The sequence below is a fragment of the Streptomyces sp. NPDC048392 genome, from assembly GCF_043200575.1.
Classification (GTDB): domain Bacteria; phylum Actinomycetota; class Actinomycetes; order Streptomycetales; family Streptomycetaceae; genus Streptomyces.
On record NZ_JBICYB010000018.1, the window covers coordinates 127,760 to 144,689 of the forward strand.

Sequence of the window (16,930 nt, forward strand, 5' to 3'; positions counted from 1 at the left end):
GGACCGGCGCGGGACGCCATAGGACCCGCAGAAACCGGTGTGAGACCCCGCAACCGGCGCGGGACGCCGTGGGACCGGCGCGAGACGTCGTAGGACCCTCCGCAGGACCGGCGTGGGACCGGCGCAGGAGCGGCGCGGCACGCCGCAGGACCGGCGACAGCGAGCGGTGGACCGCCCTCAGCGAGCGGGGTCCGCCGGATGCGGTGCCAGCAGCGGCAGCTGCGAGGCCAGCCGCTCCTCGCACAACTCGACCAGCCGGTCGTAACCCGCCTTGCCCATGAGCTCGATCAGCTCCGGCCGGTAGGACACGTACACCGGGTCGCCCGCGCCGTGCGCCGAGGTCGCCGAGGTGCACCACCAGTGCAGGTCGTGCCCGCCCGGGCCCCAGCCGCGCCGGTCGTACTCACCGATCGACACCTGCAGCACGCGCGTGTCGTCGGGCCGTTCGATCCACTCGTAGGTCCGCCGCACCGGCAGCTGCCAGCACACGTCCGGCTTGGTCTCCAGCGGCTCCCGGCCCTCCCGCAGCGCCAGGATGTGCAGCGAACAGCCCGCGCCACCCGCGAACCCCGGCCGGTTCTGGAAGATGCACGAGCCCTGGAAGGGCCGGGTCTGCCGGGAGCCCTCGTCGTCCTCGGAGATCCAGCCGCCCCGTGTGCCCTCGGCATGGTGCTGCCAGACGTCCGGCGTGAGCCTCGCCACGTGCCCGGCGACGCGCTTCTCGTCGTCCTCGTCGGAGAAGTGGGCGCCCAGCGAGCAGCAGCCGTCGTCCGCGCGGCCCGCCTGGATGCCCTGGCAGCCGCTGCCGAAGATGCAGTTCCAGCGGGAGGTCAGCCATGTCAGATCGCACCGGAAGACCTGCTCGTCGTCCGCCGGATCAGGGAACTCCACCCACGCGCGTGCGAAGTCGAGACCCTTCTCGTCGCCCGCTTCGCGCTTCTTGTCGCTCTTGGCCGGCTTTTCGTCCTTCGCCTTTTTCGTCTTTGGCACGGTTCCAGGGTAAGTCGCCGAAGCCGGATGACGGCACCGCCGCACACCCGGGCGGCAGTAGCGTTCCGTACATGAGACTCGGTGTCCTCGACGTGGGTTCGAACACGGTGCATCTGCTGGTGGTGGACGCGCACCCCGGCGCCCGCCCGCTGCCGGCCCACTCGCACAAGGTGGAACTGCGCCTCGCCCAGCTGCTCGACGAGGGCGGCGCGATCGGTCCGGACGGCGTCGACCGGCTGGCCGCGGTCGTCCGGGAGGCGCTCCAGGCCGCCGAGGACAAGGGCGTCGAGGATCTCCTGCCGTTCGCCACCTCGGCCGTGCGCGAGGCGAGCAACGCGGACGACGTCCTCGCGCGCGTGCGCACCGAGACCGGCGTCGAGCTGGCCGTCCTCACCGGCGCCGAGGAGGCCCGGCTCACCTTCCTCGCCGCCCGCCGCTGGTTCGGCTGGTCCGCGGGCAGGCTCCTGGTCCTCGACATCGGCGGCGGCTCCCTGGAGATCGCCTACGGCATCGACGAGGAGCCGGACGCCGCGGTGTCGCTGCCGCTCGGCGCGGGCCGGCTGACCGCCGCGCGGCTCCCCGGCGACCCGCCCCGCCCGGACGACGTCAGGGCACTGCGCCGCCACGTCCGCACCGAGATCGCCCGGACGGTCGGCGAGTTCAGCCGCCTCGGTGCCCCCGACCACGTGGTGGCCACCTCCAAGACCTTCCGGCAGCTGGCCCGCATCACCGGCGCCGCCCGTTCCGCCGAGGGCCTGTACGTCCAGCGCGAGCTGAAGCGGGCCTCCCTGGAGGCCTGGGTGCCCCGCCTGGCCGCCATGACCAGCGCCGAGCGCGCCGAGCTCCCGGGCGTCTCCGAGGGCCGCGCGAACCAGCTCGTGGCGGGCGCGCTGGTCGCCGAGGCCGCGATGGACCTCTTCCGGGTCGAGAGCCTGGAAATCTGCCCGTGGGCGCTCCGGGAAGGCGTGATCCTGCGGCGCCTGGACCGCATGGGGCAGGGATAGTGCCCCGAAGGAGCGCGGCTGTGTCGATGCGCGGCCCCGCCGCGTGGGCCGGAGCGGCCGCGGACCGTCGTGCACCCGCCGTACGGCAGTCACCACAACGGCGAACGGGCACCCCGCAGCCCCCGACCGGCACCCCGTAACCTGATCCCCGTGGCAAAACCAAGGGACGACGTCCGCATCCCGGACGCGAAGGTCGCCCTGTCGACGGCTTCCGTCTACCCGGAGTCGACGGCGACGGCCTTCGAGATCGCCGCGCGCCTCGGCTACGACGGCGTCGAGGTGATGGTCTGGACGGACCCGGTCAGCCAGGACATCGAGGCGCTGCGCAGGCTCAGCGACTACCACCGCATGCCGATACTCGCCGTGCACGCGCCGTGCCTGCTCATCACCCAGCGCGTCTGGTCCACCGACCCCTGGGTCAAACTCCAGCGCGCCCGCGCCGCCGCCGAGAAGCTCGGCGCGAGCACCGTGGTGGTCCACCCCCCGTTCCGCTGGCAGCGGCAGTACGCGCGGGACTTCGTCAACGGCATCTGGCGGATGGCCGACGAGACGGACGTCCGCTTCGCCGTCGAGAACATGTACCCCTGGCGCTACCGCGACCGCGAGATGCAGGCGTACGCCCCCGACTGGGACGTGACCAGGGACGACTACCGGCACTTCACGATCGACCTCAGCCACGCCGCCACCTCCCGCTCCGACGCCCTCGACATGCTCGACCGCATGAGCGACCGCCTCGGCCACGTCCACCTCGCCGACGGCAGGGGCTCCGCCAAGGACGAGCACCTCGTCCCGGGCCGCGGCAACCAGCCCTGTGCCGAGGTGCTGGAGCGCCTCGCGCACACCGGCTTCGACGGCCATGTCGTCATCGAGGTCAACACCCGGCGCGCGATGTCCGGCGCCGAACGCGAGGCCGATCTCGCCGAGGCGCTGGCCTTCACCCGTCTGCACCTGGCCTCGCCGGCGTCCCCGGTGTCCCCGGGGCCGGGGCCCGCTCCCACGGCGCGGACGGACCGCCGGTGAGCGAGGCCGACGGGGTCGCCCGTCGCCGCGGACGCCCGCCCCGTACGGAGTCCGCGGACACCCGCGACCGCATCCTGACCACGGCCCGCGAGGAGTTCTCCGAGCGCGGCTACGAGAAGACGTCCGTGCGCGGCATCGCCAAGGCGGCGGGCGTGGACCCGGCGCTGGTGCACCACTACTTCGGCACCAAGGAGCAGGTCTTCGAGGCGGCCATCGAGGTCGCCTTCGCCCCCGCCCTGAGGGCCCCCGAGGCGATCGGCGACGGCCCGCTCGACGGGGTCGGGGAGCAGCTCACCCGCTTCATCATGGGCATCTGGGAGAACCCCGCCACCCGTAAGCCGGTGCTGGCCATCGTCCGCTCCGCCGTGAACAACGACACCGCCGCCGCCGTCTTCCGCCGCCTGATCGCCGCCCAGGTGATGCGGCGCGTCGCGGCACGGCTGGAGGGCCCGGACGCCCAGCTGCGCGTCGAACTGGCGGCGGCGCAGCTGGTGGGGTGTGCGATGCTCCGCTACGTCATCAAGGTGGAGCCACTGGCCTCGGCGGACCCGGAGCAGATCATCGCCCGTCTGGCACCAGTCGTACAGGGCCACCTCACCGGCCCCTGAGCAGCCGCCCGGCACCCCCGCCCCGCGAGACGGTCGTCCCGCATTCCGGACACCCTGTCCCGACCCCTGGATGACCGGCGTACGCTCGACCGCAGTCATGACTCTCCGAAGGAGCGAGCGACGATGCCCGAACTGAGGTCCCGCACAGTCACCCACGGCCGCAACATGGCGGGCGCCCGCGCCCTGATGCGCGCCTCCGGTGTACCCGGCGCGGACATCGGGCGGAAGCCGATCATCGCCGTCGCCAACAGCTTCACGGAGTTCGTGCCGGGCCACACGCACCTGGCCCCCGTGGGCCGCATCGTCGGCGAGGCGGTCACCGCGGCCGGCGGCATCCCGCGCGAGTTCAACACGATCGCCGTCGACGACGGCATCGCGATGGGCCACGGCGGCATGCTGTACAGCCTCCCCTCCCGCGACCTGATCGCGGACAGCGTGGAGTACATGGTCGAGGCCCACTGCGCCGACGCCCTGATCTGCATCTCCAACTGCGACAAGATCACCCCGGGCATGCTCAACGCGGCGCTGCGCCTGAACATCCCGACGGTCTTCGTCTCCGGCGGCCCGATGGAGTCCGGCCGGGCCACCCTGGTCGACGGCACGGTCCGCACCCTCGACCTGGTCGACGCGATGTCGGAGGCGGTCAACGACAAGATCTCCGACGCGGACATGCTCCGCATCGAGGAGAACGCCTGTCCCACCTGCGGCTCCTGCTCCGGCATGTTCACCGCCAACTCGATGAACTGCCTGACCGAGGCCATCGGCCTCTCCCTCCCCGGCAACGGCTCGGTCCTGGCCACCCACACCGCCCGCAAGGCGCTCTACGAGAACGCCGCCCGCACGGTGCTGGACCTGACCCGCCGTTACTACGAGCAGGACGACGAATCGGTCCTGCCCCGCAACGTCGCCACCTCGGCGGCCTTCGAGAACGCCATGGCGCTGGACATCGCGATGGGCGGCTCCACCAACACGATCCTGCACCTGCTGGCCGCCGCCCAGGAGGCGGCGGTCCCCTTCGGCCTCACCGAGATGGACGCCCTCTCGCGCCGCGTCCCCTGCCTGGCCAAGGTCGCCCCCAACGTCGCCGAGGACCGCACGTACTACATGGAGGACGTGCACCGCGCGGGCGGCATCCCCGCCCTCCTCGGCGAACTGCACCGCGCGGGCCTGCTCAACGAGGACGTCCACTCCGTCCACAGCCCGTCCCTGGCCGACTGGCTGAAGACCTGGGACGTGCGCGGCGGTTCCCCCTCGCAGGAAGCGGTCGAGCTGTGGCACGCGGCCCCCGGCTGCGTCCGCTCGGCGGAGGCCTTCTCCCAGTCCGAGCGCTGGGACAGCCTCGACGAGGACGCCGAGGGCGGCTGCATCCGCTCCGTCGAGCGCGCCTACTCCAAGGACGGCGGTCTCGCGGTCCTGCGCGGCAACCTGGCCGTGGACGGCTGCGTCGTGAAGACGGCCGGCGTCGACCAGTCGATCTGGGCCTTCGAGGGGCCGGCGGTCGTCTGCGAGTCGCAGGAGGAGGCCGTCGAGAAGATCCTCACCCAGCAGGTCAAGGAGGGCGACGTCGTCGTCATCCGCTACGAGGGCCCCAAGGGCGGCCCCGGCATGCAGGAGATGCTCTACCCGACCTCCTACCTGAAGGGCCGCGGCCTCGGCAAGACCTGCGCCCTCGTCACCGACGGCCGCTTCTCCGGCGGCACCTCGGGCCTGTCCATCGGCCACGCCTCGCCCGAGGCGGCGGCGGGCGGCACCATCGCCCTCGTCGAGGACGGCGACCGGGTCCGCATCGACATCCCGAACCGCTCCATCGAGCTGCTGGTGGACGACGCCGAGCTGACCCGCCGCGAGCAGGCCCTGAACGGCGTGTACGCCCCGAAGAACCGCGACCGCAAGGTCTCCGCGGCCCTGAAGGCGTACGCCGCGATGGCCACCAGCGCCGACAAGGGCGCCGTCCGCGACGTCGGCAAGCTGGGCTGACCCCCCCGTACGATCACCTGCCCGACGGGGCTACCAGGCGGCCGGGTCCCGCCCCGCCACGCCGAACACGGTCCCGTCGGGCGCCCCGGCGTAGACGTGCCCGCCCGCGAGCACCGGCTCGGGCAGGGTGGCGGGCACGCGGTCGGACGCGGCGCCCAGGCGCGGCCGGGTCTGTCCGAGGAGCCTGCCTTCGCGGGCGTCGACGCCCAGCAGCCGCCCGTCGGGAGCGGTCACGTACACGTGCCGGCCGTCGGAGACGGGCGCCGAGCCCCGGCTCACGCCCGTCTCCAGCCGCCACGCCTGCCGGCCCGCCGCCAGGTCGACGGCCACCAGCGAGCCGCCCGCCCCCATCAGGTACACGGTGTCCCCGTACACCCCGGCCGCCGCCTGCGAGACCGGCACGGGCAGCGCCACCCGGCGCACGGCCCCGGTCCCGGGCGTGTAGCGGACCACCGCCTTCGCCTCCCCGTAGACCGCACCGTCGACGACGAAGTACACGGACCCGTCCGCCGCCCCCACCGGCGTCAGCGCCCCCGCCAGTTCCTCGTCCCACCGCGCGTCCCCCGTCGCCGGATCCACCGCGGTGACCCTGGTGCGGCTTCCGTCCCCGACCGGACCCGTCGCGTACGCCGACGGCCGCGGCTCACCGGCGAACGCGGAGAAGTACGGCACGGACTGCCCCGCGACCGGATGCGACCACACCGTCTTGCCCGACGACGCGTCCACACCGGTCACCGTCCCGTCGGCGCGGGTCAGCAGCAGCATGCCGCCGACGCACCGCACACCGTCGTACCGGCCCGGATCCTGCCGCCACACCCGCGCGCCCGTGTCCGGATCGAGCGCCTCCAGGGCACCGATCCGGTCGAGGGCGGGCTGGACGAGGCCGCCGGAGACGACCGGCGGTTCGCTCCGCGGCCCCGTGTCGACCTCGTGCCGCCACAGCGTGCCGCCGTCGGCCGGATCGAGGGCGAAGACGAGACCGGGCCGCGCGCACAGCAGCCTCCCCGCCCCGTACGAGCACTGCGGCATGCCCGCGCCCTTCCCCGCGGGCACCGCCTCCCAGGCGCCGAAGCCGCCCGGCGCGCTCTGCGCGGCCGTCGTCCGCCGCGCCGGGTCCGAGCCGTCGCCGAAGACCTGGACGAGGCCGAGAGAGCCGGTCACGGCCAGGCAGAGCGCCCCGGCGACCAGGGCCGCCCGTCTGCTCGGGCGCCGCACGGGCCGCTCCCGGCCGGGACGCGTTCCGGATCCCGCCGCGGAGTCCGGCGTGACCTCCGCCCGCGACCCGTCCTCTCCCGTCGGCCGCGGCGCCGGTGTGAACACCTGCGTGTCGTAGGCCGCCGCCACCGACCGCAGCTCCCGCATCAGCTCGTCCGGCGTCGGCCGTTTCCCGGGCTCCTTGGCGAGACACCGCAGCACCAGCGGTGCGAGCGACTCCGGTACGCCGGTCAGGTCGGGCTCGTCGTGCACGACCTGGTAGGCGACGACGTACGGGCTGTCGGAGTCGAAGGGCCCGCGCCCGGTCGCCGCGTGCACCAGCAGCGAACCCAGCGCGAACACGTCGGCGGCGGGGCCCACCTCACGGGGCCGCCGGAACTGCTCGGGCGCCATGAACGGCGGTGTTCCGATCAACTTCCCGGTCTCGGTGCGCAGTTCGCTGTCCTTCGGCCGGGAGATGCCGAAGTCGATGACCTTCGGGCCGTCCTCGGCGAGCAGTACGTTGCTCGGTTTCAGGTCCCGGTGCACCACGCCGACCCGGTGGATGTCGCGCAGGGCCTCGGCGAGCCCGGCCATCAGCCGGCGCAACCGGTCCTCGCCCATCGGCCCGTTCCGCTTCACCTGTTCGGAGAGGGTGGGCCCGGGGATGAACAGCGTGGCCATCCAGGGTCGGCCGGCCTCCGGGTCGGCGTCCACGACCGGCGCCGTGAAGGCCCCGCTCACCCGCCGCGCGGCGGCCACCTCCTGCCGGAAACGCCCCCTGAACTCGGGGTCCCTGGCATACGACGCGTGCACGACCTTCACCGCGACGCGCATCCCGGAGGTGCTGCGGGCCAGATGTACGACGCCCATGCCGCCCGAGCCGAGACAGGACTCCAGACGGTAGTGACCGGCGTACTCCGGGAGTTCCGCTTCCGTGCCCGCTCCGGCATCCCGCTGCGGCGCCATGGAACCACCCCCCGTGCTGTTCGTTCGCGCGCGCGACGCTCGGAGCCTAGTCGATGGGACGTACGGGACAGAGGCGGCCTGCCGACCCGCGTGTGCGACATGCGAACTGGTGTTTCAAGGCCTGTTCCCGGGGTATCAACGGTGCCCCATGAAAGTCGTGGGGTGAAACGGGGGAGGGTTCTTCATGTCCGTGGACCAGCTTCAGAACATCGGTGACGGCGAGGACGAGAGGGCGGCCGAGGGGGCGGTCGCGGGGGCGATCGCGGTGGAGCCGACCGCGACGGTCATGACGGCCATGACGGCCGCGACGGCCGCGACGGCCGCGGTCCTGCAGTCCTACCCGGTCGCGCCGGGCTACCGCCTCAACGTCCGCAGCGGTCCGGGCACCGGCTACTCCGTGGTGCGGGTCCTGCCCGAGGGAGCCAAGGTCGCGATCAACTGCCAGCGTCCGGGGGAGTGGGTGGCGGGCCCCTACGGCACCTCGAACATCTGGGACAGCATCGGCAGCGGCCAGTACGTCTCCGACGCGTACGTCCGTACCGGCAGCGACGGTTACGTGGCTCCTCGCTGCTAGAAGCACGAAGGCCCGTGTAACAGGCCCGTCCTGGGGCTGTATTGGGGAGGAACCGGGCGGAACGGCGGCCCGGACCGAACGGGTCCTGGTGATCGGAAGCGCCCGCCGGTGCCGATGGGTACCGGCGGGCCGGCACGCCCCCCCCCGACACCGAGGCAGGAACGATGCGCGTTCACAAGCTCACCCTCGCGGCCCTGGCCGTCGCCGCCGGCCTCTCGCTCACGGCCTGCCAGAACGACGACGGCACGGCGCAGTCCGCCCCGCCGACCGCCGCCACCGCGGCCTCCTCGAACGGCGGCACGGGCTCGGACGGCTCGGGCCGGGGCGGCGGCGGGACGGACTCCGCCGGAAAGAGCCCCGACGGCCGGGGCACTGCCGCCGGGACCGGCTCGGGCGGGGCCGACGAGGACGGCAGGGCCGGCAAGGCCGGCAAGTGCCGCACCGACGAGCTGGAGATCACGGCGATGGACGCCACCATCGACGGCGACCGCGAGGGCACCGTCACGGTGGACCTGCGGAACGCTGGCGGCCGGGGCTGCACCCTCGCGGGCTACGCGGGAGTCGACCTGAAGACCGAAGCGGGGCCCCTGTCCGCGAAGCGCACGGGTGCACAGGCCCCCTCGGGGACGGGCAGACCGTGACCTTCGGCATCGGCTGCCCGAGCAACGACTCGGGCGGCTCCGGGGTCCGCGTCACGGGACTGGTGGTGACCCCGCCGGACGAGACGAGGTCGGTCACCCTCGACTGGCCGGGCGCCGCCACCCTGCCCGTCACGGACGGCTCCGGCACCCCGGTGCGGGTCGGTCCGATCGGCAGCGCCGGCCAGGGCGGCTGACCGCACCGCACGGTCCTCCGCGGGTCCGGTGTGCCGGGCCCGCCCCGGACCCGCGGCATCCCGGCGCCATAATCGACCCGTGAGCGCAGAGAACGGCAAGAACGGCACCCCGCACACCCCCACGGGCCCCCGCCCCGAACCCCTCCGGTTCTACGGCACCACCTGGGTGGACCACGACCACGGCTACACCGCCCGCCGGGCCGGCCTCGCCGTCGCCTCCCTGGCCGCGGCGGCCGCCGCCTGCTTCGTGCTCCGCGTCGCCTACCAGGGCCTCCAGATCGCCGACATCGGCAGCTTCGTCTCGCTGCTGATGGTCGTGATGTTCGCGATCTGCAGCGCCCTGGCCTTCCGCCACACCTGGTCCGGCTTCACCGGCCGCCCCGACCCCGACCGCCAGGCGTCCCTGCGCGGCCTGCTCGCCATCGGCTTCGTCGGCTCCCTCCTCGCCTACTTCTTCCGCACCTTCACCGAGGCCCCGGGCGAGAAGCTCCACCGAGAGGAGTACGAGAAGGCCCGCGCGGAGTACGAGAAGCGCACCACCCGCCGCTCGGGCAACCCGTCGAGGAAGCGCCGCGGGCGCTAGCCAGCGGGAGCCGGGGAGGTCCCTTCGGCGGGCCTGCCCGAAATTCCCCGCACTTCGCTTTCCCCGCCCGGCCACCATGGCCGTATGACGACACCCCCGACTCCGGACGACCCGGCCACTCCGCCCCCCGCCCGGACCGGCCACACCGCCCGAGCCCACTCCTTCAACGCCGCCGCGGCCCAGTACGCCGCCAACCGCCCCTCCTACCCGCCCGCCCTCTTCGACGCGCTGGAGGAGCTGGCCGGCCGTCCCCTCAGGGGCTCCCGCGTCGTGGACATCGGCGCGGGCACGGGACTGGCCACCGCCCGCCTGTACGAGCGCGGCGCCGACGTGATCGCCGTCGAACCCGGCGCCGGCATGGCCGCCGAGTTCCGCCGCGCCCTGCCCGGCGTACCGGTGGTCCGGGGCGACGGCAACGCCCTCCCCCTCGCCGGGCACAGCGCCGACCTGCTCACCTACGCCCAGGCCTGGCACTGGACCGACCCCGCGCGTGCGGTCCCGGAGGCGTTGCGCGTCCTGCGTCCGGGCGGCGCGCTGGCGCTGTGGTGGAACACCGACGCCCTCGAGGTGCCGTGGATCGCGGAGTCGGCCCGGCGCATCGACCGGCACTTCGCGGGCCTGAACCTCTCCGCCGAGAAGCGGGACATCGACGCCCGCTTCGCCGACCCCACGGGCAGCCTCGACTTCGTCCACCGCGAGATCCGCTGGAGCCGTCGCGTCCCCGTCGACACCCATCTGGCCAACCTCGGCAGCCACTCGGTCTTCCTGACCGACTCCCGGGAACGCGCCGCGGCCTTCCTGGCCCAGGAGCGCCGGCACCTGCTGGCCGTCTTCCCGAACGGAGCCGTCGAGGAGACGTACGACGTCCATCTCCTCCTCGGAAAGACCCCGGCCTCCGCCGCCCCGGCCCCGACCCCGATCCCGCCCCCGGCACCGCCGCGACAGCTCCCGACGGCTTGACGCCGCGGACGCCCGGGAGGAGTATTCATCACATGATGAATTACTCGAGAGGCCACTCCTCCCGGCCGCACGGAGGCCAAGGCGGCGAGCCGTCCGAGCGGCACCTCGGCGAGCCGTCCGAAGGGCACGTCGGCGAGCCCGCCCCGCCCGCCGTCCGCGCCGAGAACCTCACCGTCGTCCGCGGCCCCCGCACCGTCCTGCGCGGCCTCGGCTTCACCGTCCCGCGCGGCAGGATCACCGGCCTCCTCGGCCCCTCCGGCTGCGGCAAGTCGACCCTGATGCGAGCGATCGTCGGCACCCAGGCCAAGGTCACCGGCAGCCTGGACGTCCTCGGCCGCCCGGCCGGCCACCCGGCCCTGCGCACCCGCATCGGCTACGTCACCCAGGCCCCGTCCGTCTTCGACGACCTGACCGTCCGTCAGAACCTCGACTACTTCGCCGAGATCCTCGCCCCGGGCCGTGCCGCCTCCGACCACCGCCGCGAGAGCGTCACCCGGGCCGTCGCCGACGTCGACCTCACCACCCACGCCGACTCGCTGGCCGGCAGCCTCTCCGGGGGCCAGCGCAGCCGCGTCTCCCTCGCCGTGGCCCTCCTGGGCGCCCCCGAGCTCCTCGTCCTCGACGAACCGACGGTCGGTCTTGACCCCGTCCTGCGCCGCGACCTGTGGGCCCTCTTCCACTCCATCGCCGCCGACCGCGGCGCCACCCTCCTCGTCTCCTCCCACGTCATGGACGAGGCCGAGCGCTGCCACCGGCTGGTGCTGATGCGCGAGGGCGAGGTCCTCGCCGACGACACCCCCGACGCCCTGCGCACCCGCACCGGCTCCGAGACGGTCGAGGAAGCGTTCCTGCACCTGGTCGACGAGGCGACGGCGACGGCCCGTACGAAGGAGACCACCCGATGACCACCCCGACGGCCACCCCGACGGCCGCCACGCCCGGCGCGCCCGCCCTCACCCCGGCCCCCACCCGCCCCCTGACCCTCGCCCGCACCACGGCCACCGCCGCCCGGGTCCTGCGCCAGCTGAGCCACGACCCCCGTACCATCGCGCTCCTGATGCTGATCCCCTGCGTGATGCTGTTCCTGCTCCGTTACGTCTTCGACGGCAGCCCACGCACCTTCGACAGCATCGGCGCCTCGCTGCTCGGCATCTTCCCGCTGATCACGATGTTCCTGGTCACGTCCATCGCCACGCTGCGCGAGCGCACCTCGGGCACCCTCGAACGCCTCCTCGCCATGCCCCTGGGCAAGGGCGACCTCATCGCCGGTTACGCCCTCGCCTTCGGGGCCCTCGCCATCGTCCAGTCGGCCCTGGCCACCGGCCTCGCCGTCTGGTTCCTCGGCCTGGACGTCACGGGCAGCCCCTGGCTGCTGCTCCTGGTCGCACTGCTCGACGCCCTCCTGGGCACCGCGCTCGGCCTCTTCGTCTCGGCCTTCGCGGCCTCCGAGTTCCAGGCGGTGCAGTTCATGCCGGCCGTGATCTTCCCCCAGCTCCTGCTCTGCGGCCTGTTCACCCCGCGCGACAGGATGCACCCGGCTCTGGAGGCCGTCTCCGACGTCCTGCCCATGTCCTACGCGGTCGACGGCATGAACGAGGTCCTCCGCCACACCGACATGACCACCACCTTCGTACGGGACGCCCTGATCGTCGCCGGCTGCGCCCTCCTGGTCCTGGCCCTTGGCGCGGCCACGCTCAAGCGCCGAACGGCATAGGGAGCCCGTCCGGCGCCTGAGGACGAGACCGTCCAGGCCGAAAACGCGGGCCCGGGGGAGGCAGCCCCCAGGGACGCGACGGCAAGGGACGGGACGGCACGGGACGCGACGGCACGGGACGGGACGGGAAGGACCGGAAGGGAAAGGACGGAGGACGGGAAGGGAAGGACGGGAAAGGGAGGAAACGAAAACGGGCGGGAAGGGGCGGCAAGGGGCGGCGGGGCGAGAACCTCTCCACGCCCTCCCGCCGACATCCCGCGGAGTGGACGCGACGCCCCGCCCGCCCCCGCGAATGCGAGGATGACGACGACGGACGATGCACCCCGCACAGGGCACCGGAGGGCACCAAACCCCATGACCCAGAAAGTCGCAGTCCTCGGCACCGGAAAGATCGGCGAAGCCCTGCTCAGCGGCATGATCGGAGCCGGCTGGGCGCCCGCCGACCTCTTGGTCACCGCCCGCCGCCCGGAACGGGCCGACGAACTCCGCGCCCGCCACGGAGTCACCCCGGTCACCAACGCCGAGGCCGCCAAGACCGCCGACACCCTCATTCTCACGGTCAAACCGCAGGACATGGGCACCCTCCTCGACGAACTCGTCCCGCACGTCCCCGCCGACCGCCTGGTCATCAGCGGCGCGGCGGGCATCCCGACCGCCTTCTTCGAGGAACGCCTCGCCACCGGCACCCCCGTCGTCCGCGTCATGACGAACACCCCGGCCCTCGTCGACGAGGCCATGTCCGTCATCTCCGCCGGCACCCACGCCACCGCCGCCCACCTCGCCCACGCCGAGGAGATCTTCGGCGCCGTCGGCAAGACCCTGCGCGTGCCCGAGTCCCAGCAGGACGCCTGCACCGCCCTCTCCGGCTCCGGCCCGGCGTACTTCTTCTACCTGGTCGAAGCCATGACCGACGCCGGCATCCTGCTCGGCCTGCCCCGCGACAAGGCCCACGACCTGATCGTCCAGTCCGCGATCGGTGCCGCGAAGATGCTCCGCGACAGCGGCGAACACCCGGTCAAGCTCCGCGAGAACGTCACGTCCCCCGCCGGCACCACCATCAACGCCATCCGCGAACTGGAGAACCACGGCGTCCGCGCCGCCCTCATCGCCGCCCTGGAAGCCGCCCGCGACCGCAGCCGCGAACTCGCCTCCGGCACCAAGGACTGACGGCCGGGACCCGCCTCCGCGCGGGGCTCACCGCACGGCGGTCAGGACGTCCTCCGTCGTCACCACCCGGGCGAACCCGCCTCCGTGCAGCGACACCGCCGACGCCCTGGCCAGCTCGTCCGCGCTCTGCCGCCAGCCGAAGGGCCCCTCCAGGCCGAAGGTGTACGTCGCGTCGAACGCGACCAGCACCTCGTACCCGAGGTTCCCGCCCATCCGGGCCGTCGTCTCGACGCACATGTTCGTCTGGATCCCGGCCAGCACGATCTGCGAGATCCCCGCCGCCCGCAGCCAGGCACCCAGGTCGGGCGCGCCGAGGAACGCCGAGTTCACGCTCTTCGTGACCAGCAGCTCGGCCCCGCCGCCCTTCCCGCGCCGCTTCTCCACGTACCCCTTGAACCCGTTGCCCTCGTACCCCGTCCGCAACGGCGACCCGGGCTTCACCGAGTCGTGCCGCACGAAGACGACCGGCCGCCCGGCCGACTGCCACCCGTCGATGAGGGCGGCGATGTTGCCGTCCGCCGCCGGGTTGTTGCGCGTCCCCCAGTAGTCGAGCTCCTCGAAGCCCTTCTGCACGTCCACGACCACCAGTGCTGCGTTCTCCGCTATGTCCATGCCCCGATCGTGCCGCCCCACGACACCGCGCCCCAGAGGTTGAAAAGCCAGCGATCGATGGTTTACTGCCACTCATGGCAGCAGCCCGCTACCGCGTCGCCCTGGTCGCCTTCCCCGGCATCCGGGCCTTCGACGTCGCCGTCATCACCGAGGTCTGGGGCACCGACCGCACCGACCGCGGCGCTCCCGCGTTCGACCTGCGCCGCGTCGCCGCCGACGGCACCACCGCCGTCCCGATGCGCGGCGGCCTCGCCCTCCACCCCGACCGCCCCCTCGACTGGCTGGAGGACGCCGACCTCGTCGTGGTCCCCGGCCTCGACGACCACCTCACCCCGGCACCCGCCCCGGTACTCGCCGCCCTCCGCCGCGCCCACGCCGAAGGCACCACCGTCGCCGCCCTGTGCGGAGGCGCCTTCACCCTGGCCCAGGCCGGCCTGCTCGACGGGCGCCGTGCCATCACCCACTGGCGGCTGCTCGACCTCCTGCGCGACCGACACCCCCGGGTGGCCGTCGTCGCCGACGCCCTCTTCGTCGAGGACGACAACATCTGGACCGCCGCCGGCACGGCAGCCGGCATCGACCTCTGCCTCCACCTGGTCCGCCTGGCCCACGGTGCCGAAGCCGCCGCCACCATCGCCCGCTCGATGGTCACCGCGCCCTTCCGCACCGGCACCCAGGCCCAGTTCATCGAGCACCCCACCCACCACGCGGACCGGGACGCCGACGCCCTGGCCACCGTCCGCGAACACGCCCTGCGCCACCTCGACGAGCCCCTCACGGTCGCCGACCTGGCCGCCCGTGCCGGCATGTCCCCGCGCTCCTTCGCCCGCCACTTCGCGGCCGCCACCGGGTGCACGCCGCTGCGCTGGCTCCTGGACCAGCGCATCGCCGCGGCCCAGAAGCTCCTCGAACGCACCGACCTGCCCATGCCCGAGGTCGCCCGCCGGGCCGGCTTCGGCAGCGAGGTCATGATGCGCCAGCACTTCGCAGCACGCCTCGCCACCAGCCCCCGCGCCTACCGGGCCGCGTTCGCCGGGGGCAGCAACCCGATCGCCCGGTAGGCCGCGTCCACCGTCGGCCGCGCCATCGCCCGGGCTCTCCCGGCCCCCTCCCGGAGCACACCGTCCACATACCCCGGATCGGCGCACAGCTCCTTGTGCCGCTCCTGCACGGGCCGCAGCACTTCGACGACCGCCTCCGCGGCGTCCTTCTTCAACGCGCCGTACGAGTCGTACCCACCCGCCAGCTCCGCCGGGTCCCCACCCGTACAGGCGGCGAGAATCTCCAGGAGATTCGCGGGCCCCGGCCGCACCTCCCGGTCGTACACGACGTCCCGCCCACTGTCGGTCACGGCCCGCGCGACCTTCTTCCGCACCACGTCGGGCTCGTCCAGCAGATAGACGATCCCCGGTCCGGCGTCGTCGCTCTTGCCCATCTTCGACGCGGGCTCCTGCAGGTTCATCACCCGAGCCGCCACCGCGGGGCTGGTCGCCCGGGGCACCGTGAACGTGTGCCCGTACCGCTGGTTGAACCGCACCGCGAGATCCCGCGCCAGCTCCACATGCTGCGTCTGGTCGTCTCCGACCGGCACCTCGTCCGTCCCGTACGCCAGGATGTCCGCCGCCATCAGCACGGGATACGTCAGCAGCGACAACCGCACACTCCCGCCCCGCTCACGCTCCCGCGCGGTCTTCTCCTTGTACTGGATCATCCGCCGCATCTCCCCGTCGGTCGCGACGCACTCCAGTACGTACGACAGCCGGGCGTGCTCGTCCACGTGACTCTGCACGAACACGGTGCACAGCTCGGGGTCCAGACCCGCCGCCAGCAGGAGCGACGCCGCCTGCCGGCTCAGTCTGCGCACCCGCGCCGGATCGTGGTCGACGGTCAGCGCGTGCAGGTCGACGACGCAGAACAGCGCCTCCGACCGGTGCTGGTCCGCGGCGGCCCACTGCCGCATGGCTCCCAGATAGTTCCCCAGCGTCAGGTGCCCGGTCGGCTTGACTCCACTGAAGACCCGCGTCATCTCTCCACCTCCTGGTCAGGGCCACCGCCACCCGCCGGCCGCCCCTCCTGGAGGGAGATACGGGAACGGCCGCCGAAGCGGCGGCCGTTGGGTGCATACGTGCGTACGGCCGCCGTCAGGCGGCCCACCAGAGCTGGGTACACGTACACGTCGTCACGCGGTCCACAGTACGCCTGCGGAGGACGTACGGCCCGGGATTTGACACGTTCGCCCCGCGCTCCTAGTGTTCCCCGAGTTGTTCGACGTGAGCGCCGACCTCGGTCGGTCCCCGGACAGCGATTCCGCAAGTACCCACCACTCTTCGACGAACAGTCGCGTTGTCGGCGTCGTCCCCCTGTCGGTGCGTGTATTCAACGGAATGAGGAATCCACGTTCGAAAGGACGCGGCCCCCGATTAGCTCGGGAGCCGGGAATCCGCTAGAGTCTCACCTCGTTGAAACGGCCCGAAGGCTGCGGAGACACCCCCTTCTGACGGGGAATCAGGGCCGAAAGGATCTGATAGAGTCGGAGTCGCCGGAAAGGGAAACGCGAAAGCGGGCACCTGGAAAGCACCGAGGAAATCGGATCGGGAAGATCTGGTAGAGTCGGAAACGCAAGACCGAAGGGAAGCGCCCGGAGGAAAGCCCGAGAGGGTGAGTACGAAGGAAGCGTCCGTTCCTTGAGAACTCAACAGCGTGCCAAAAGTCAACGCCAGATA

15 protein-coding genes and 1 pseudogene are annotated in these 16,930 nt (G+C 72.9%); 12 read left to right on the top strand and 4 right to left on the bottom strand.

Features of this window, described 5'->3' with window-relative positions:
- Positions 1 to 177: 177 nt before the first annotated feature.
- Positions 178 to 990, bottom strand: a complete 813-nt coding sequence (locus ACGFYH_RS23575; RefSeq protein WP_393805130.1) for a hypothetical protein — start codon at positions 988 to 990, stop codon at positions 178 to 180.
- A 71-nt stretch (positions 991 to 1,061) separates the two neighbouring features.
- Between ACGFYH_RS23575 and ACGFYH_RS23580 the strand changes: the two genes are divergently transcribed.
- The 4 genes from ACGFYH_RS23580 to ilvD all read left to right on the top strand — a co-directional run bounded on the left by ACGFYH_RS23580 (position 1,062) and on the right by ilvD (position 5,599).
- Complete coding sequence (locus ACGFYH_RS23580; RefSeq protein WP_393805131.1) at positions 1,062 to 1,994, top strand: Ppx/GppA family phosphatase; 933 nt, start codon at positions 1,062 to 1,064, stop codon at positions 1,992 to 1,994.
- Positions 1,995 to 2,144: 150 nt separating this feature from the next.
- Positions 2,145 to 3,014 (top strand): sugar phosphate isomerase/epimerase family protein, encoded by an 870-nt coding sequence (locus ACGFYH_RS23585; RefSeq protein ID WP_393805132.1) that lies wholly within the window; start codon positions 2,145 to 2,147, stop codon positions 3,012 to 3,014.
- Complete coding sequence (locus ACGFYH_RS23590) at positions 3,011 to 3,622, top strand: TetR family transcriptional regulator (protein ID WP_393805133.1); 612 nt, start codon at positions 3,011 to 3,013, stop codon at positions 3,620 to 3,622. Before ACGFYH_RS23585 ends, ACGFYH_RS23590 begins: the two co-directional genes overlap by 4 nt.
- Before the next feature lie 123 nt (positions 3,623 to 3,745).
- Complete coding sequence (gene ilvD / locus ACGFYH_RS23595) at positions 3,746 to 5,599, top strand: dihydroxy-acid dehydratase (RefSeq protein ID WP_393805134.1); 1,854 nt, start codon at positions 3,746 to 3,748, stop codon at positions 5,597 to 5,599.
- Between the two features lie 30 nt (positions 5,600 to 5,629).
- On the opposite strand, the gene ACGFYH_RS23600 is transcribed toward ilvD, so the two are convergent.
- Positions 5,630 to 7,762, bottom strand: a complete 2,133-nt coding sequence (locus tag ACGFYH_RS23600; RefSeq protein WP_393805135.1) for a serine/threonine-protein kinase — start codon at positions 7,760 to 7,762, stop codon at positions 5,630 to 5,632.
- A 184-nt stretch (positions 7,763 to 7,946) separates the two neighbouring features.
- Here ACGFYH_RS23600 and ACGFYH_RS23605 point away from each other — a divergent pair, with 184 nt between their 5' ends.
- The 7 genes and pseudogenes from ACGFYH_RS23605 to proC all read left to right on the top strand — a co-directional run bounded on the left by ACGFYH_RS23605 (position 7,947) and on the right by proC (position 13,595).
- Positions 7,947 to 8,336: an SH3 domain-containing protein gene (locus ACGFYH_RS23605; protein ID WP_393805136.1), complete on the top strand. Its 390-nt coding sequence runs from the start codon at positions 7,947 to 7,949 to the stop codon at positions 8,334 to 8,336.
- A 164-nt stretch (positions 8,337 to 8,500) separates the two neighbouring features.
- Positions 8,501 to 9,171, top strand: a pseudogene (locus ACGFYH_RS23610) (DUF4232 domain-containing protein).
- A gap of 79 nt (positions 9,172 to 9,250) precedes the next feature.
- Positions 9,251 to 9,754 carry an EamA/RhaT family transporter gene (locus ACGFYH_RS23615; RefSeq protein WP_393805137.1) on the top strand — a complete coding sequence of 168 codons (504 nt, stop codon included), beginning with the start codon at positions 9,251 to 9,253 and terminating at the stop codon, positions 9,752 to 9,754.
- Positions 9,755 to 9,838: 84 nt separating this feature from the next.
- Entirely contained in the window at positions 9,839 to 10,714 is an 876-nt protein-coding gene (locus ACGFYH_RS23620) for a class I SAM-dependent methyltransferase (protein ID WP_393805138.1), read from the top strand.
- A gap of 32 nt (positions 10,715 to 10,746) precedes the next feature.
- On the top strand, positions 10,747 to 11,619 hold the full coding sequence (locus tag ACGFYH_RS23625) for an ABC transporter ATP-binding protein (protein WP_393805139.1): 873 nt from the start codon (positions 10,747 to 10,749) through the stop codon (positions 11,617 to 11,619).
- Positions 11,616 to 12,428, top strand: coding sequence for an ABC transporter permease (locus ACGFYH_RS23630; RefSeq protein WP_393805140.1), 813 nt, complete (start codon positions 11,616 to 11,618; stop codon positions 12,426 to 12,428). Before ACGFYH_RS23625 ends, ACGFYH_RS23630 begins: the two co-directional genes overlap by 4 nt.
- Positions 12,429 to 12,782: 354 nt before the next feature.
- Positions 12,783 to 13,595, top strand: coding sequence for a pyrroline-5-carboxylate reductase (proC, locus tag ACGFYH_RS23635; RefSeq protein ID WP_393805141.1), 813 nt, complete (start codon positions 12,783 to 12,785; stop codon positions 13,593 to 13,595).
- 27 nt (positions 13,596 to 13,622) lie between these two features.
- On the opposite strand, the gene ACGFYH_RS23640 is transcribed toward proC, so the two are convergent.
- Entirely contained in the window at positions 13,623 to 14,207 is a 585-nt protein-coding gene (locus tag ACGFYH_RS23640) for a cysteine hydrolase family protein (protein WP_393805142.1), read from the bottom strand.
- A 74-nt stretch (positions 14,208 to 14,281) separates the two neighbouring features.
- On the opposite strand from ACGFYH_RS23640, the gene ACGFYH_RS23645 reads away from it, so the two are divergent.
- Positions 14,282 to 15,268 carry a GlxA family transcriptional regulator gene (locus tag ACGFYH_RS23645; protein WP_393805143.1) on the top strand — a complete coding sequence of 329 codons (987 nt, stop codon included), beginning with the start codon at positions 14,282 to 14,284 and terminating at the stop codon, positions 15,266 to 15,268.
- On the opposite strand, the gene trpS is transcribed toward ACGFYH_RS23645, so the two are convergent.
- Positions 15,223 to 16,233 carry a tryptophan--tRNA ligase gene (gene trpS / locus ACGFYH_RS23650; RefSeq protein WP_393805144.1) on the bottom strand — a complete coding sequence of 337 codons (1,011 nt, stop codon included), beginning with the start codon at positions 16,231 to 16,233 and terminating at the stop codon, positions 15,223 to 15,225. The two genes, ACGFYH_RS23645 and trpS, sit on opposite strands and share 46 nt — an antisense overlap.
- Positions 16,234 to 16,930: the final 697 nt, after the last annotated feature.

Coding starts and splice junctions, on each gene's coding strand:
- ACGFYH_RS23580 (WP_393805131.1), top strand. CDS start 1,062: ATGAGACTCGGTGTCCTCGACGTGGGTTCGAACACGGTGCATCTGCTG.
- ACGFYH_RS23640 (WP_393805142.1), bottom strand. CDS start 14,207: ATGGACATAGCGGAGAACGCAGCACTGGTGGTCGTGGACGTGCAGAAG.
- ACGFYH_RS23600 (WP_393805135.1), bottom strand. CDS start 7,762: ATGGCGCCGCAGCGGGATGCCGGAGCGGGCACGGAAGCGGAACTCCCG.
- ACGFYH_RS23645 (WP_393805143.1), top strand. CDS start 14,282: ATGGCAGCAGCCCGCTACCGCGTCGCCCTGGTCGCCTTCCCCGGCATC.
- ilvD (WP_393805134.1), top strand. CDS start 3,746: ATGCCCGAACTGAGGTCCCGCACAGTCACCCACGGCCGCAACATGGCG.
- ACGFYH_RS23630 (WP_393805140.1), top strand. CDS start 11,616: ATGACCACCCCGACGGCCACCCCGACGGCCGCCACGCCCGGCGCGCCC.
- ACGFYH_RS23605 (WP_393805136.1), top strand. CDS start 7,947: ATGTCCGTGGACCAGCTTCAGAACATCGGTGACGGCGAGGACGAGAGG.
- proC (WP_393805141.1), top strand. CDS start 12,783: ATGACCCAGAAAGTCGCAGTCCTCGGCACCGGAAAGATCGGCGAAGCC.
- trpS (WP_393805144.1), bottom strand. CDS start 16,233: ATGACGCGGGTCTTCAGTGGAGTCAAGCCGACCGGGCACCTGACGCTG.
- ACGFYH_RS23620 (WP_393805138.1), top strand. CDS start 9,839: ATGACGACACCCCCGACTCCGGACGACCCGGCCACTCCGCCCCCCGCC.
- ACGFYH_RS23625 (WP_393805139.1), top strand. CDS start 10,747: ATGATGAATTACTCGAGAGGCCACTCCTCCCGGCCGCACGGAGGCCAA.